Below are 14,582 nucleotides of genomic sequence, written 5' to 3'. Positions count from 1 at the left end.
CACCTGAGATACCCGAAGGTGGTTGTTTGAATCATCCATCCGATGCCAGGATGGGGCTCCCCCGAGCACGAGTACTCGTAGGAGCCCCATGCGTGTCACCTCTGTCGAGTCGACCGAGCTGTTCGTCGGCAGCCCCGAGCAACCGCTTCAGGTGGTGGCGGCCGGGATAGAGCACGTCCCGGGCCGGGAGGTCCGCGTCACCGTCGAGGGACACGGCACCGGGGAGACCGTCGTCACCGTCGGCGAGAGCGGCACCGTACGCGCCGAGATACCCGTGACCGGCACCGGCGGACCGATCCGGGTCACCGCGGCCGACGGCGACGAGACCGCGACCGGCACCGGTGAGTTCACGGTCGCCGAGCCCGGCTGGACCATGTTCATGGTCAGCCACTTCCACTACGACCCGGTCTGGTGGAACACCCAGGGCGCCTACACCGAGACCTGGGACGTCGCCGACGACCCGGCCACCACCGGCCTCCCGGCCCGCACCTTCGACTCGCGCGGCCAGTCCGGGATGAGCCTGGTCCGGGCCCACTCCGACCTGGCCAGGCGCGACCCGGCGTACACCTTCGTGCTCGCGGAGGTCGACTACCTCAAGCCGTACTGGAACGCCTTCCCCGAGGAGCGCGGCTTCCTGCGGGAGCTGATCCGCACCGGCCGCGTCGAGATCATGGGCGGCACCTACAACGAGCCGAACACCAATCTCACCGGCGCCGAGGCGACCGTACGCAACGCCCTGTACGGCGACGGATACCAACGGGCCATCCTCGGGGCGTCCCCGGAGACGGCCTGGCAGCTGGACGCGTTCGGGCACGACCCGCAGTTCCCGGGGATCATGGCGGACGCGGGGGTCACGTCCAGCTCCTGGGCGCGCGGGCCCTTCCACCAGTGGGGTCCCACGCTCTCCGTGTTCGGTGAGGAACCGCGTGACCCGAAGCGGATGCAGTTCCCGGCCGAGTTCGACTGGATCGCCCCCTCGGGGCGCGGGATCCTCACCGCGTACATGGTCAACCACTACGGCGCCGGCTGGCGGATCGACAACGCGCCCACGCTGCCGGAGGCGGAGGCCGAGGCGCTCAAGCTGTTCCAGGGGCTCAAGAAGGTCGCGCTCACCCGCAACGTCCTCCTCCCGGTCGGCGGTGACTACGCGCCGCCGTGCCGCTGGGTGATGGGCATCCACCGCGACTGGAACGAGCGTTACGTCTGGCCGCGCTTCGTCAGCGGCATCCCCCGGGACTTCTTCGCCGCCGTACGCGCCGAGTTGGAGACCGAGGGCCGCAAGGCCTCGCCGCAGACCCGGGACATGAACCCGGTCTACACCGGCAAGGACGTCTCCTACATCGACACCAAGCAGGCCCAGCGGTACGGCGAGACGCTGCTCGCCGACGCAGAGGCCTGGGCGACCCTCGCCTCCCTCGTCACCGGGCACCCCTACCCGGACGCGGCCCTCGACAAGGCTTGGCGACAGCTCGTCTACGGCGCCCACCACGACGCCATCACCGGCTCCGAGTCGGACCAGGTGTACATCGATCTCCTCACCGGCTGGCGGGAGTTGGCCGACCTCGCGGAGACCGTGCACGCCGACGCGACCCAGGCGCTGGCCGACCGGGTCGAGCCCGGCACGGGTCCCGACCTGGTGGTCTTCAACTCCACGACCTGGGAACGCCAGGACGTCCTCACCGTCGACGACCCGGGACTCGTCCCCGTCGGCGACGACTTCCAGCCGCTGCCCGCCGTACGCGAGGGGGACGGCACGCTGCGGGTCGTCGTCCCCGAGGTGCCCGGCATGGGTCTCAAGTCCCTTCCCCTGACGGCCGGTTCGCTCCCCGAGTGGACCTCCGGCGAGGGCACGACCATCCGCAACGAGTTCTACGAGCTGACGGTCGACCCCGCGCGCGGCGGTGCCGTCAGCAGTCTGCGCTCGCTGACGGAGGGCGGCCGTGAGCTGCTGCCCTCCGGGGACGTCGGCAACGAGCTGGTCGTCCAGGAGGAGTTCTCCCGGCACCCCCGCTTCGGCGAGGGCCCCTGGCATCTCACCCCGACCGGCACGACGGCCGCCCGCAGCGGTGACGTCACCGCCGACATCGATGTCGATCACTCCCCGGCCGGGTCCCGCATCACCGTCCGCGCCGACCTCGGACTCTTCGAGTACACGCAGAAGCTGACCCTCTGGACCGGCGTGGACCGTCTCGACGTCACCACGACGATCGACGGCTACGACGGCGAGGACCGCCTGATCCGGGTCCGCTGGCCCTCGGACGTGCGGGGCGGGCTGCCCGTGCACGAGGTCGCCGACGCGGTGATCGGACGCGGGTTCGGGTTCGTGGAGGTGAACAGCGAGGAGTTCCCCTGGACGCTGGACAACCCGGCCAACACCTGGTTCGCCCTGGGATCCACGGCCCGGGTCGCGCTCCTGGACGGCTCCGGTGCCGCACTCGGCCAACGGGCCATCGGGGTGGCCGAGTTGGTGTACGCCGACTGGGACGAGGCCGGTGAGCTGGGCGCCCCGCTCGCGGCGGCCCTGGTCCGCGCCGGCGTCACCGCCACCTCGACCGTCGCCGGCGGCCCCCGCTACGGCGATCTGGAGGTCGACTCCAACCTCCCGGACATCCGGATCGCCGTCGGCGGACCCGACCGCAACTCCCTGGTCGCCGAGGCCCTCGCGATGGACCCGGCCGCCGACCGCGAGCTGCGCCGCCAGGTCGCCGAACAGGGCGTGGCCGCCGTCTGGGTCGCACCGCGCGCCTCCCTGCGCGAGGAGTGGGTGCCCGGGGCCGACCTGCGCGACCTGGAGCGGCTGCCGCTGCTGGTGATCGCGGGCCCCGCCGAGGAGGGCGACGCGAAGGCGGTCGACGCCCTGATCGCGGACCTGGAGGACTTCACGATCACGGCCACGGCGGCGGGCGGCGGCGAGGCGCTCCCGCCCGGTGACGCCTGGGACGGGCGCGGCTTCGCGGTCCTGAACCGGGGCACGCCCGGCTGTGTGATCACCAGCTCCGGCGACCTCTGCATGTCACTCATGCGCTCCTGCACCGGCTGGCCGTCCGGCATCTGGGTCGACCCGCCCCGCCGCACCACCCCCGACGGCTCCGGCTTCCAGCTCCAGCGCTGGTCGCACACCTTCGAGTACGCGGTCGTCGCGGGCGAGGGCGACTGGCGGGACCTTCAACTCCCGGCCAGGGGACACGAGTTCAACCATCCGCTCACGGCCAGGGTGCGCGGCGAGGGCGAGACCCCACTCCTGCCCCGCAGGACCTCCCTGCTGGAGGTGGAACCGGCGCGCGAGGTGCTCCTGGACGCCCTCAAGCCGCTCGGCTCCCCGCTGGCCCGGGGCAGCGCGGACCCCGCCGACCCGGGGCGCGGGGTCGTGGTCCGGGTGCACGAGGTGAACGGACGGCCGGCGCGGGCACGGGTGCGCGGGCCGGTCGCGTGGACCGAGGGCGCCCGGGCGGACGTACTGGAAAGGCCCGGCGACCCGCTGACACCGGACGGCGAGGGCACCCTGGAGACGAGCCTGACCGGCTTCGAGGTGGCCACGGTCCTGGCCACACCGCCCCAGGCCCCCGAGCCGGCGACCGAGCCGGGCGTGGCCGCCCACGAACCGGCCCAGCCGGTCCACACCCGCTACTGGCTGCACAACTCCGGCCCCGCCCCGCGCGGCAACATGCCGGTGTCGGTGTACCTCTCCCCCACCACGCTCACCGCGACCGGCCCGGTCACCGCGACGGTCCGGGTCGGCTCGGAACTCACGGACACCTCGACGAAGGGCACGGTGCTCTTCGAGGTACCGCCGGGCTGGTCGGCCGAGCCCGCCGAACTCCCCTACGCCCTCGGCCCCGGCGGCTTCTCCCTGTCCGAGGTGACCGTGACCCCGCCCCCGGACGCCGAGCCCGGCCGCCACTGGCTCACGGCCCGGCTCTCGTACGGCGGCCAGACCTACGAGGACGTCGTGGGCCTCGACATCCCGGGCGCACCCCCCGCGGGCCAGGGCCTGCGCTGCGACCTGGCCGCCGACCGCGTCACCCTGCGCAGGGGCGAGCGGGCTCAGGTTCCGGTGAGCCTGCACAACACCACACGGGGCCCGGTCGGCGGCCAACTCTGGGCGGTCTCGTCCTGGGGCACCTGGCAGGGCGTGACACCGGGCCTCCAGGGCTTCACCGTGCCGGGAGGAGAACGGGCCGAGTCCGTGATCGAGGTGGACGGCTCGTCGATCCCGCCGGGTTCGTACTGGCTGATGGCGAAGACGGCGTGGAACGGCCAGGTGGCGTACACGAGGACGATCCCCTTGGAGGTGACCGAGTGAAGCCGGAACACGCGGCACTGATAGAAGGCGAACCGCTCCCGACAGCACGGGTGAACGCGTTCCTGGAAACGCGCCCCGTCAGGGGCGCGGGGCTGTATCGACATGCGGCTCCGCCGCGGGGCGCGACCAGCCCCCACGAACCCGCACCCGCCAGACGACAGACGGAACCCCCCTCTGTCGCGAGACAACGCCGCCGCTGGGCAACTCAAGTCGTGGTCACTGACGAACTGGCCCGAAGGGCCTGCGCGGACCGGGGCCTCGAACCCCCACCCGAAGTCTCCCCGGCCAAGCCCCTCACCCTGGCCGAATCCGACGTCGCAGACCTCGGCAGCATCGTCGCCGCGGCCCTGGCCCACTCCCCCGCCGCCCGCACCCTCCTCGCCGCCCTGGAGTCCGAGCAGACGGTCCCGGAAGCCGCCGTGCGCGACTACTACGACCGCAACCAGGACCGCTTCCTCACCCCGGAGGCGCTACGGCGAGGCGTGACCCCCTTCGACGGGGTGGCCCCGGAGGACGTACGCCCGTACGAGGAGGCCCGCGAGGGCATCGCGCGCGAGCTGCGCAGGGCCGCGGGGCACCAGGCGTTCTTCGGCTGGCTGGACCAGGCTCGCGCCGGTGTGACCTACTCCCACGGGCACGAACACCCTGGTGACCCGTCCCATCCGGACCATGAACACCGGCACTGATCTCCTACGGAACCTAAACGCAACACAGCAAACCATTGACCTCCGATGAATTCTGGTCCACCTTTTCATCAATCGGAGTCGGAGTTGGTTCATTGAACCAGCCGTGGAGGGCATCACATGCGCGCAAAGAGACTGACCCGCACCCTGACCTGTATCGCCGTTCTGTCGCTCACGGCCGCCGGCTGCGGCCTCTCCGGCGGTGGTTCGGACAGCGGTGACTCCACCGCCGGCGGCTGCAAGGTCGACAAGGGCAACGTCGGGTCGGGGAAGCTCACCGGCGAGGTCAAGGGCGACATCACCTTCCAGACGACGAACCTGAAGAAAGACTTCGGGGACTTCTTCAACGGAGTGATCAAGGACTTCGAGAAGGCCCACCCCGGCACCAAGGTCAAGTGGATCGACGACCCGGGCGACAACACCTTCACCAGCCGGACCGTCGCCGACGCCCAGGCCTGCACGATGGCCGACGTCATCAACGTCAACGCGCCGACGGCGACCGCCCTCACCAAGGCCGGCTACCTGCTCGACATCGGCACCAAGGACCCGGACGCGTCCAAGCCCTTCGTGCCGTCGTTCTGGAAGACCGCCACCTTCGCGAACGCCTCCGGCAAGGCGATCCACACCACGCTGCCCTGGTACACGGGCGGTGTCCTGCTGACGTACAACAAGGATCTGCTGGCGAAGGCGGGCGTCGACCCGGCGAAGCCGCCGACGAGCATCTTCGGGCTCTTCGCCGACTACGAGAAGGTCGCCAAGGCCGCCGACGGCAAGTTCTTCGCGACGATGGCCAACCCGGTCTGGCGCATCCCCGCCGACTTCGACCAGATGAACATCAAGGTCCTCTCCTCCGACGGCAAGTCCGCCGTGTTCGCCGACGACCCGCGCACCACCCAGTGGGTGGAGTGGATGGCGAAGCTGTACAAGGCGGGCGCAATGCCGAAGGACTCGCTGTCCTCCAGCAACGACCCGTCCACGCTCTACAGCCAGGGCAAGGTCGCCTACGGTTCGACGAACCCGAGCTTCGTGCGGTTCGTGAAGCAGAACAGCCCGTCGATCTACGCCAAGACGGCCGTCGGCCAGCAGCCCTACGACGCGCTCGGCGTCGCCTCCGCCGGTGCCCCGCAGTACATCTCGGTCGCCGCGACCAGCAAGCACGCCCCGGTGGCGCTGTCGTTCGCGGAGTTCCTCACCAACGCCGAGAACCAGACGGCCTGGTGCAAGGACCCGGCCGTGGTGATCTTCCCGACCACCACCGAGTCGCTGAGCGACCCGTTCTTCCAGAACGTCACCGGCACCGACCCGTTCTCCCAGGCCCGCAAGCTCGTCGCCGACCAGCTCAAGACGGCCTCCACCAACCAGACCAACCTCTCTCCGGCCGTGCAGAACGCCATCGTGGCCCAGGTGCAGCTGGCCATGCAGGGCAAGAAGAGCGCCGCCGACGCCGTCAAGGACGCCCAGGAAAAGGCGAACGAGCTGCTGAAGCAGGGCAGCTGACGGTGACGGCACAGATCACGAACCCGGTGTCCGGCGTGGAGCCCCTGACCTCCGCGCCGGTCCCGGCCCCGTCCCGCCTCCGCCGTATCGCCAAGGCCGCGCTGCCCGGTCCCGCCCCCGGGGCCAACGGAGCGGCCATGTACCGCCGTTGGTGGCTGCCGTGGCTGTGGACCGCGCCCGCGATCGTGTGCGCGGTGGTGTTCGGGGTGTTCCCGTTCCTCAACACGGTCCTGCTGTCGTTCACCAACGCCAAGCCGCTCGGCGGCGCCGCGGGTTTCGTCGGACTCGACAACTACACGCGGATGCTCCAGGACGACGACTTCTGGCTCGCCACCCGCAACAGCATCCTGTACGCGGTGATCGTCGTCCCGCTGATGGTGCTGCTGCCGCTGATGCTGGCCGTCCTGGTGGAGAAGAACCTGCCGGGCATCGGCTTCTTCCGATCGGCGTTCTACACACCGGTGTTGGCCTCCAGCGTGGTCGTGGGCCTGAGCTGGCAGTGGCTGCTCGCGGACGACGGCCTGGTCAACACCTGGCTCCAGAAAGCCCACTTGATCCAGTCGGCGATCCCGTTCCTGTCAGACTCGTGGCTGATCCTGCTCTCCGCGATGGGCCTGACCCTGTGGAAGGGCCTCGGCTGGTACATGGTCTTCTACCTGGCCGCCCTCGGGAACGTGCCCAAGGAACTGCACGAGGCCGCGCAGATGGACGGCGCGGGTGCCGTCCGCCGCTTCTGGCACATCACGGTCCCCGGCGTCCGGACGGCCATGATGCTCGTCGGCACCCTCACCGGCATCGGCTCGCTCAGGGTCTTCACCGAGATCTACATGCTCGGCAGCTCCACCGGCGGGCCCGGCGGCGCCGACCGCACCCTGCCGTTCTACATCCGGGACGTCGGCCTGGACCCGATCACCGGCAACGCGGGATACGGCTCGGCCGTCAGCGTCGCCCTGTTCGCGCTGACGCTGGGGCTGACCCTGCTGGCGCAGCGTCTGACCAAGGAGGACGAGTCATGAGCACGGCCGCTGTCGACAAGCGCCGTCGTCTGATGCCCCGCTGGCGCGACTACGGCCGCCCGCGCGAACTCCTCGTCCGCTACCTGCTGTTGCTCCTGGTGCTGGGCCTGACCGTGGGCCCGCTGCTGTGGCAGCTGCTCGCCTCCCTGAAGGGCACGAGCGAGGACGTCTTCGGCGCGGGCGCCACCCTGCTGCCGCACCACCCGACACTGCGCGCCTACCGCACGGTCTTCGACCAGGTGCCGGTGTGGTCGTACATCAAGAACAGCCTGATCGTTGTCGCCCTGTCGGTCACCAGCCAGCTGGTCTTCTCCACCACGGCCGGATACATGCTCTCCAAGCCCGCCTGGAAGGGCCGCAAGGCGGTCTGGGTGGTGCTGGTCGCCTCGATGATGTTCCCCTTCGAGTCGATCATGGTCTCGCTGTTCATCAGCATCCGCGACCTGGGCCTGGTCGACAGCCTGGCCGGCGTCTGGCTGCCCGGGTTCGTCGGCGCGATCAACGTCCTCCTCATGCGCGGCGCGTTCCTCGCGGTCCCGCGCGAGATCGAGGACTCGGCGATGCTGGACGGCGCGAACGAGTGGCAGCGCTTCAAGTACCTGTATCTGCCGTCCGCCTGGGGCGCGATCATGGTGGTCGTCATCAACACGTTCATCAGCGCCTGGGACGACTTCCTGTGGCCGCTGATCGTGCTGCGCTCCGAGAGCAACATGACGCTCACGCTGGGACTCTCGCGTCTCCAGAGCTCGTCGTTCGGCTACGACCAGCGGATGGTCATGGCCGGTTCGGTGATCTCGGTGGTCCCGGTACTGATCCTGTTCGTGATCACCCAGCGCTGGTTCTACAAGGGTGTGTCCTCAGGAGCGGTCAAGATCTGAGGTCCAGGGTCAGCGGTACGGCGGTGAGGGCCGCCCGTGCCGACTCGGCGACCCGGACCTCGACGACTCCGGCGCCGGCCAGCTGGTCGGCGCCGAGTCGTATCGCGACCGTACGGCACTCGCCCGGCGCCAGGCCGACCCCCGCGAATCCGCACAGTTCGAGGGTGCGCGGCCAGGTGGTGGTGATCAGCCGGCGCAGATAGACCTGGACGACCGAACGCCCGTACCGCGACCCGGTGTTGGTGACCTCCACGCTCACCGTCCCGTCGGCGGTCCGGGGCTCGCCGTACGCGAAGCCCGTGTACGACAGCCCGTGCCCGAAGGAGTACCGCGGCTCCGCGCTCCGGTCCACGTATCCGCCGTACTCGGTGTCCTTGTGGTTGTAGTGGACGGGGAGTTGGGCCGCCGAGCGGGGGACGGAGACGGACAGCCGGCCCGCCGGTTCCGCGAGCCCGAGCAGTACCTCGGCGATCGCCTCGCCGCCCCAGGGCCCGGGGTACCAGGCGGTGAGCAGGGCGGACGCGGTGTCCGGCACGACGTGCGGGCGCCCCTGGACCAGGACGACCGCGGTCGGGGTGCCGGTGGCCACGACGGCGTCCAGCAGGGCGTACTGGGCCGCCCCCAGCCGCAGTTCGGCGAGGTCGACGCCCTCCCCGCAGGTCATCTCGGACACGGCCTTGAGCGCGGCCCCGTTGGCGTCGAACTCGGTGTCGGGCGTCCGGGCACTGCTGCCGCCGAGCACCAGTACGGCGAGGTCGGACGCGGCGGCCTCGGCGATCGCCGCCGGGATGCCGGAGAGGTCCGTGCCGGTGAGGGTGCAGCCGGGGGCGTGGCGGATGTCGAGGCGGGGCGGGGCGAGCCGGCGCAGGGCGTCGAGGACGCTGCTGCCGGTGCCGGGGCGCTGCGGGGCGGTGTAGTCGCCCGACTGGTGGGCGGTGGTGGCCGCTTGGGGGCCGAGCACGGCGATCCGGGAGACGTCCGCGCCGACGGGCAGCACGCCGTCGTTGCGCAGGAGGGTGACGGCGGCCCGGGCGACCTCCTTGCTGAGTTCCGCGCCACCGGCCGGAGCGGAGGCCGTCGCGTCCTGCCGCTCGAACAGCCCCAGCCGGAACTTCAGGCGCAGGACGCGGGCGACGGCGGTGTCGAGCGTCTCCTCGCGCACCAGACCGCGCTCGACCGCCTCCTCCAGATGGGTGAAGCCCTCGTCCCAAAGGCTCAGGTCCACACCGGAGTTGAGGGCGAGCGCGCCCGCGGAGAGCTTGTCCCCGGTGATCCGGGCCAGCCGGTCGACGGCGAGGCCGTCCGCCATGACGAGCCCGTCGAAGCCCCACTCCTCGCGCAACAGCCCGGTGAGCAGGGCCCGGTTGCCGGAGCAGGGCATGCCGTCGACCTCGTTGTACGCGGCCATCACGGCAGCGGCGCCCGCGCGGACCCCGGCCCGGGCGGCGGGGAGGTGGATCTCGTGCAGCTCGCGCCAACCCAGCTCGGACTCGGCGGAGTTGCGGCCGCCGACGGTGGCGCCCTGACCGGCGAAGTGCTTGAGGACGACGGGGGCCTTGTCGGGCGCGAAGACGTCCTCGCCCTCACCTGGGGAACCCTGCATGCCCCGCACCAGTGCCTCCGTCAGCCGGGCGGCCAGGTACGGGTCCTCCCCGAAGCACTCCTCGGTGCGGCCCCAGCGCGGGTCGCGGGCGATGTCCAGGGCCGAGACGAGGGCGATGTGGCCGCCCCGGGCGCGGAGTTCGGCGGCGGCGTGGGCGGCGGCGCGCTCGTACAGGTCCGGGTCCCAGCCGGCGCCGATCGCCAGGTTGACGGGGAGGACCGTGCCGTCGAGGGCCATGAGGCCGTGCGGGACCTCCTCGACGAACAGCGCGGGGATGCCGAGCCTGCTCCGCGCCACGACGTGCCGCTGCACCAGCTCGGCGAGGGCGGCCCCGTCCTCGGCGCCGGGCCCGTTCGCGTGGTCGACGCCGGACCAGGCGTCGGCGCGCTGGAGGCCGTAGAGGGCGCCGAGCCCTTCGAAGCGGTCGGTCTCGGCGTACAGGGCCTCGGTGAGTGCGAAGCCGCCGTCGGGGGTGCGCCGGTAGGCGTCCCAGCCGTACATCCGCTGGTTGAGCTGGCCGGCCTTCTCCCGCAGGGTCATCCGGGCGAGGAGGTCGTCGACGCGGGCGTCGAGGGGGGCGGTGGGGTCGCGGTACACGGCGTCGCTCATGACAGGTGGGCCAGTCTCGCGAGGGCGACCGCGCCGGGGCAGCCGTCGGCCACCCAGTCGAGGGTCAGGCCGTGGGCGTGGAGGCGTTCGGTCAGCGGGGTCGTGAGCGGGCCCTCGGGTCCGAGGAGGCCGCCGGTGGCGACGATCCGCTCGCCTGGCACGGGTTCCAGGGCTCGTACGGTGTCCAGGAGGTGGTCGGCCGCCTCGCCGAGGATCTCCTGGGCCACGGCGTCCTTCTCGGCGGCGGCCTCGGCGACCAGCGGGGCGAAGCGGGCCAGCCGGATCGGCGGATCGGCCATGACGGCGGGGAGCAGGAGCCTGCGGTAGTCCTCACGCCGGGCGCGCTGCCAGCCGGGGACTCCGGGGTCGTGGGCTCCCGTGCCGGTGGGGCGGGGGGTGCCGCCTCTGTCGTACGACGGAATGCCTGCCGTGGGGAGGACGGCGACGGGCAGGCCGAGGGTGCGGCCGACCCAGCCGGCGAGGACCGTCGGGCGGCCGCGGCCGTCGGCCATGCGCAGGGCGGCGCGGACCGCGCTGCGGCCGATCCAGAAGCCGCTGCCCTCGTCGCCGAGGAGCCAGCCGTCGCCGTCGACCGTGGTCGTGGCGTGACGGCCGGTGATGCGCATGGCGACCGCGCCGGTGCCCGCGACCAGCGCGAGGCCGTCGGACGGGGTGCCGGGGGCGGCGGCGAAGGCGGCCTCGATGTCGCTGCACACGCCGAGCCGGTCGGCCGGGATGCCGAGGCGGCGCAGGGCGTCGGTGAGGGCGGTGCGGGCCCGTGCCGTGCCGGGGTCGTCCTCGGAGGCGGCTGTGGCGCCCGCGAAACCGCCGGTCACGGCCACGACCCGGGCGCGCGCGGCTTCCGGCACCACCCGGGCGAGCGCGTCGGCGAGGTGGTCGGTGAGCTGCGGGAGCGGCACGGTGATCGCGTTGCCGGGGCCGCCCGCGCCCTCGCCCAGCACACGACCGTCGGCGGCGGCGAGGACCGCACGGGTGCGGGTGCCCCCGGCGTCGAGGCCGACGACCAGTTCTTGGTTCAAATCATTACCCATCGACGACTATGGTGATTGATACATTCGCCCAGGACAAGAGCGGAACAAGAGCCGGGCCGGAGTCGGACCGGGCCGAACCCGAGGAGGATCCCATTCCCACGCTCCGCTTCGGCGTCAACTACACGCCTCGCCACGGCTGGTTCCACGCCTGGCACGACTTCGATCCGGCCCGCGCCCGCGACGATCTCGCCCAGATCGCCGGGCTCGGCCTCGACCATGTGCGGGTCTTCCACCTCTGGCCGCTGCTCCAGCCCAACCGCACGATGATCCGCTCCACCGCCGTGGACCAGCTGGCGCACCTCGTCGACCTGGCCGCCGACGCGGGCCTCGATGTGCTGGTGGACGGCGTGCAGGGCCATCTGTCGAGCTTCGACTTCTACCCGGAGTGGACCCGCAGCTGGCACCACCGCAACGTCTTCACCGACCCGGAGGCCATCGACGCTCAGGCGGAGCTGCTGCGCACGCTGGGGCGGGCCCTCGCCGGTCGCCCCAACCTCATCGGTCTCCAGCTGGGCAACGAGCTCAACAACCTGATCGAGCACAACCCGGCGACGGTGACCGAGGTCGATCACTACCTCGACTCCCTGCTGGCCGCCGCCCGCGAGGGCCTCGGTGCGGACGGGGGCCTGGTCACCCACTCCGCGTACGACGCGGCCTGGTACGGCGACGACCACCCCTTCACCCCTCAGGCCTCGGCCCGCAAGGGCGACGTCACCACGGTCCACCCCTGGGTCTTCTCCGGCGGCTGCGCCCGTCTCTACGGCCCCCGTTCGCCGCAGGTCCTGCATCTCGCCGAGTACGGCACCGAACTCGCCAAGGCCTACGCCGAGGACCCCGCCCGCCCGGTCTGGGTCCAGGAGACGGGCGCTCCCGAACCCCACATCCCGGCCGCCGACGCCCCGCACTTCGCCCGCGAGACCATTCTCAACGCGTCCGGCTGCGCGGGCCTGTGGGGCGTGACCTGGTGGTGCTCCCACGACGTGGACCGCGCGCTGGCGGACTTCCCCGAACTGGAGTACACGCTGGGCCTGTTCGACGCGTCCGGAAAGCCCAAGCCGATCGCCGAGTCGGTCGCGGCGACGGTTGCGGAACTCCGCGCGGCCCCCCTGGCCGCCCTCCCCCGCGACACGGCCCTGGTCCTGGACTGCACCCCGTCCACGCGATCGGTGTCGGGCCCGGGCGGGGCGTACTTCGAGGAGTGGATGCGGCTGCGTCAGCAGGGGGTGCGGCCGGCGGTGGTACTGGCGGAACGAGCGGCGGACGAGGACTACTTGGCGGCGCGGGGAATCAAGGAGCTCATACGCGTTCCGTGAAGGTGAGCTGCTTCGGGGGCGCGGGGCTGCATCCTTGTGCGGCTCCGCCGCGTGGGCGCGGCCAACCCCACCGGCCCGCAGGCGAGATCACCGGGTCCCCACCAGAACTTCAGCCACCGCCCGCAGATTGACCCTCCCGCGGCCGTAGGAACAGACCGCACTCCCGTCCGGCAGCCCCGTGGCGACCTGAACCGCCCCGGGGCGCCGGGCGACCAGCAGATCCCTCAGCCGCTTCTGCCAGGGATACAGCCCCGCGTCACACGTGGCCACGACCAGCGGCGCATCCCCGGCCTTGGCCAGGACCTCCCCGGCCACGCCCTCCAGATCAACCGGCTCCCCGGCCACCGCCGTCCCCGTGGCGGTCGGATCAACGGCCAGCACCTGGGTCAGCAGATCCTCCCCGCCCCAGTTCAACGCGGGATGCGGCGCCGGGAACAAGTCCACGACATGCGCCCCGGAGACGGGGGCCAGGGGAACCTGCCCCCCGAGAGCCCGCCGAGCCGCCTCAAGACCGGCCTCCGCGTCCCAGGGCGCGACCTCGCCGGCCGGCGTCGCGTACCGCTCGACCAGCCGCTGCACCCGCCCCGCGGCCTCCCGCACCCGCTCCTCGCCCAGCACCCCGTCCCTGAGCGCGGCGAGCACCGCGTCCCGGCACTCAAGCGTGACCGCCAGATCCGCCACCGCGACGATGACCTGGTCCGCCCCCGCCGCGAGCGCGATCCGTGCGCCCGCCGCCTCCCCGTACCGGTCCGCGATGGCCTTCATCTCCAGCGCGTCGCTGACCAGCACCCCCTCGAAGTCCAGCTCGTGCCGCAGCAGGTCACGCAGGATGCGCCGGCTGAGCGTGGCGGGCCGGTTCGCGTCCAGTGCCGGGAAGACGACGTGGGCGCTCATCAGCATCGGCACCCCCGCGGCGATCGCGGCCCGGAAGGGTTCGAGGTCGAGTTCCTCGTACGGCCGCGGGTCGACGGCGAGTTCGTGGTGGCTGTCGGTGAGCGTGCCGCCGTGCCCGGGGAAGTGCTTGGCGCAGGAGGCGATGCCGCGTGCCTCGGTGGCCGCGATCCAGGCGCCCAGATGCCGGGAGACCAGCTCGGCCCGGTCACCGAAGGCACGCGTGCGCACGATCGGGTTGTCGGCCTGCCGCTGGACGTCGGCGACGGGGGCGTACGACGCGGTGATGCCCAGCGTGGCCAGGTGCCCGGCGAGCGCGTCGGCGCAGCGGGCGGTGAGGGCCGGGTCGTCGACGACGCCGAGGGCGTAGGAGCCGGGGACCTCCGGGGCGTCCGCGGCGACCAGGTGACCGATGCCGCCGCCCTCGTTGTCGATGGCGACCAGCAGGTCGGGGCGCAGGGCCCGCAGGGTGTCGGTGAGCCGGCGGACCTGCTCGGCGTCGCGCACGTTGCGGGTGAACAGGATGACCCCGCCGAGTCCGCGGTCGATGAGCCGCTTCAGCGTGTCGGGGACGGCCGTGGTGCCTTCGAACCCCGCGACGAGACAGCGGTGGGCGGCCTCGTCGAGGTCGACGGGGAGGACGGTGCGGGCAGGCGGGCGCTCGGTGTGGGTCACCCCCGGAATCCTCTGGCTCGATCAGCCGAAAGTCAACATACCAGTGGTTCGGTCATTCACCG

The 14,582-nt window shown here is 72.0% G+C and carries 9 protein-coding genes; 6 read left to right on the top strand and 3 right to left on the bottom strand.

All coding sequences use genetic code 11. The annotated features are described in order from the left end of the window. Positions 1–88: 88 nt before the first annotated feature. From G3I78_RS01765 to G3I78_RS01745, 5 genes are all read left to right on the top strand, one after another. Positions 89–4,303, top strand: coding sequence for an NEW3 domain-containing protein (locus G3I78_RS01765; protein ID WP_164420916.1), 4,215 nt, complete (start codon positions 89–91; stop codon positions 4,301–4,303). Next, complete coding sequence (locus G3I78_RS01760) at positions 4,300–4,989, top strand: peptidyl-prolyl cis-trans isomerase (RefSeq protein ID WP_164420915.1); 690 nt, start codon at positions 4,300–4,302, stop codon at positions 4,987–4,989. The genes G3I78_RS01765 and G3I78_RS01760 overlap by 4 nt, the downstream gene beginning before the upstream one ends. A gap of 117 nt (positions 4,990–5,106) precedes the next feature. Beyond that, the gene (locus G3I78_RS01755) at positions 5,107–6,483 is read left to right on the top strand and encodes an extracellular solute-binding protein (protein ID WP_164420914.1); all 1,377 of its coding nucleotides are present in this window, start codon (positions 5,107–5,109) and stop codon (positions 6,481–6,483) included. 2 nt (positions 6,484–6,485) lie between these two features. Further along, positions 6,486–7,499 carry a sugar ABC transporter permease gene (locus G3I78_RS01750; protein ID WP_164420913.1) on the top strand — a complete coding sequence of 338 codons (1,014 nt, stop codon included), beginning with the start codon at positions 6,486–6,488 and terminating at the stop codon, positions 7,497–7,499. Next, positions 7,496–8,377, top strand: a complete 882-nt coding sequence (locus G3I78_RS01745; protein ID WP_164420912.1) for a carbohydrate ABC transporter permease — start codon at positions 7,496–7,498, stop codon at positions 8,375–8,377. The genes G3I78_RS01750 and G3I78_RS01745 overlap by 4 nt, the downstream gene beginning before the upstream one ends. Here the strand turns inward: G3I78_RS01745 and G3I78_RS01740 are convergent. Both G3I78_RS01740 and G3I78_RS01735 read right to left on the bottom strand, forming a co-directional pair. Further along, a complete protein-coding gene (locus tag G3I78_RS01740; protein ID WP_164420911.1) occupies positions 8,367–10,589 on the bottom strand; it encodes a glycoside hydrolase family 3 N-terminal domain-containing protein in 2,223 nt (740 codons plus the stop codon). The two genes, G3I78_RS01745 and G3I78_RS01740, sit on opposite strands and share 11 nt — an antisense overlap. Then, the gene (locus G3I78_RS01735; protein WP_164420910.1) at positions 10,586–11,641 is read right to left on the bottom strand and encodes a BadF/BadG/BcrA/BcrD ATPase family protein; all 1,056 of its coding nucleotides are present in this window, start codon (positions 11,639–11,641) and stop codon (positions 10,586–10,588) included. Before G3I78_RS01735 ends, G3I78_RS01740 begins: the two co-directional genes overlap by 4 nt. Before the next feature lie 8 nt (positions 11,642–11,649). Here G3I78_RS01735 and G3I78_RS01730 point away from each other — a divergent pair, with 8 nt between their 5' ends. Beyond that, entirely contained in the window at positions 11,650–12,954 is a 1,305-nt protein-coding gene (locus tag G3I78_RS01730; RefSeq protein ID WP_164420909.1) for a cellulase family glycosylhydrolase, read from the top strand. An 87-nt stretch (positions 12,955–13,041) separates the two neighbouring features. On the opposite strand, the gene G3I78_RS01725 is transcribed toward G3I78_RS01730, so the two are convergent. Beyond that, positions 13,042–14,520: a glycoside hydrolase family 3 N-terminal domain-containing protein gene (locus tag G3I78_RS01725; RefSeq protein WP_164420908.1), complete on the bottom strand. Its 1,479-nt coding sequence runs from the start codon at positions 14,518–14,520 to the stop codon at positions 13,042–13,044. Positions 14,521–14,582 lie beyond the last annotated feature (62 nt).

It is taken from the genome of Streptomyces sp. SID13726, assembly GCF_010548375.1.
Classification (GTDB): domain Bacteria; phylum Actinomycetota; class Actinomycetes; order Streptomycetales; family Streptomycetaceae; genus Streptomyces.
This window is presented reverse-complemented; position numbering and strand designations above follow the sequence as displayed.

Excerpts from the sequence above, each read along its gene's own strand:
- G3I78_RS01765 (WP_164420916.1), top strand. The coding sequence starts at position 89 with ATGCGTGTCACCTCTGTCGAGTCGACCGAGCTGTTCGTCGGCAGCCCC.
- G3I78_RS01755 (WP_164420914.1), top strand. The coding sequence starts at position 5,107 with ATGCGCGCAAAGAGACTGACCCGCACCCTGACCTGTATCGCCGTTCTG.
- G3I78_RS01745 (WP_164420912.1), top strand. The coding sequence starts at position 7,496 with ATGAGCACGGCCGCTGTCGACAAGCGCCGTCGTCTGATGCCCCGCTGG.
- G3I78_RS01740 (WP_164420911.1), bottom strand. The coding sequence starts at position 10,589 with ATGAGCGACGCCGTGTACCGCGACCCCACCGCCCCCCTCGACGCCCGC.
- G3I78_RS01735 (WP_164420910.1), bottom strand. The coding sequence starts at position 11,641 with ATGGGTAATGATTTGAACCAAGAACTGGTCGTCGGCCTCGACGCCGGG.
- G3I78_RS01730 (WP_164420909.1), top strand. The coding sequence starts at position 11,650 with ATGGTGATTGATACATTCGCCCAGGACAAGAGCGGAACAAGAGCCGGG.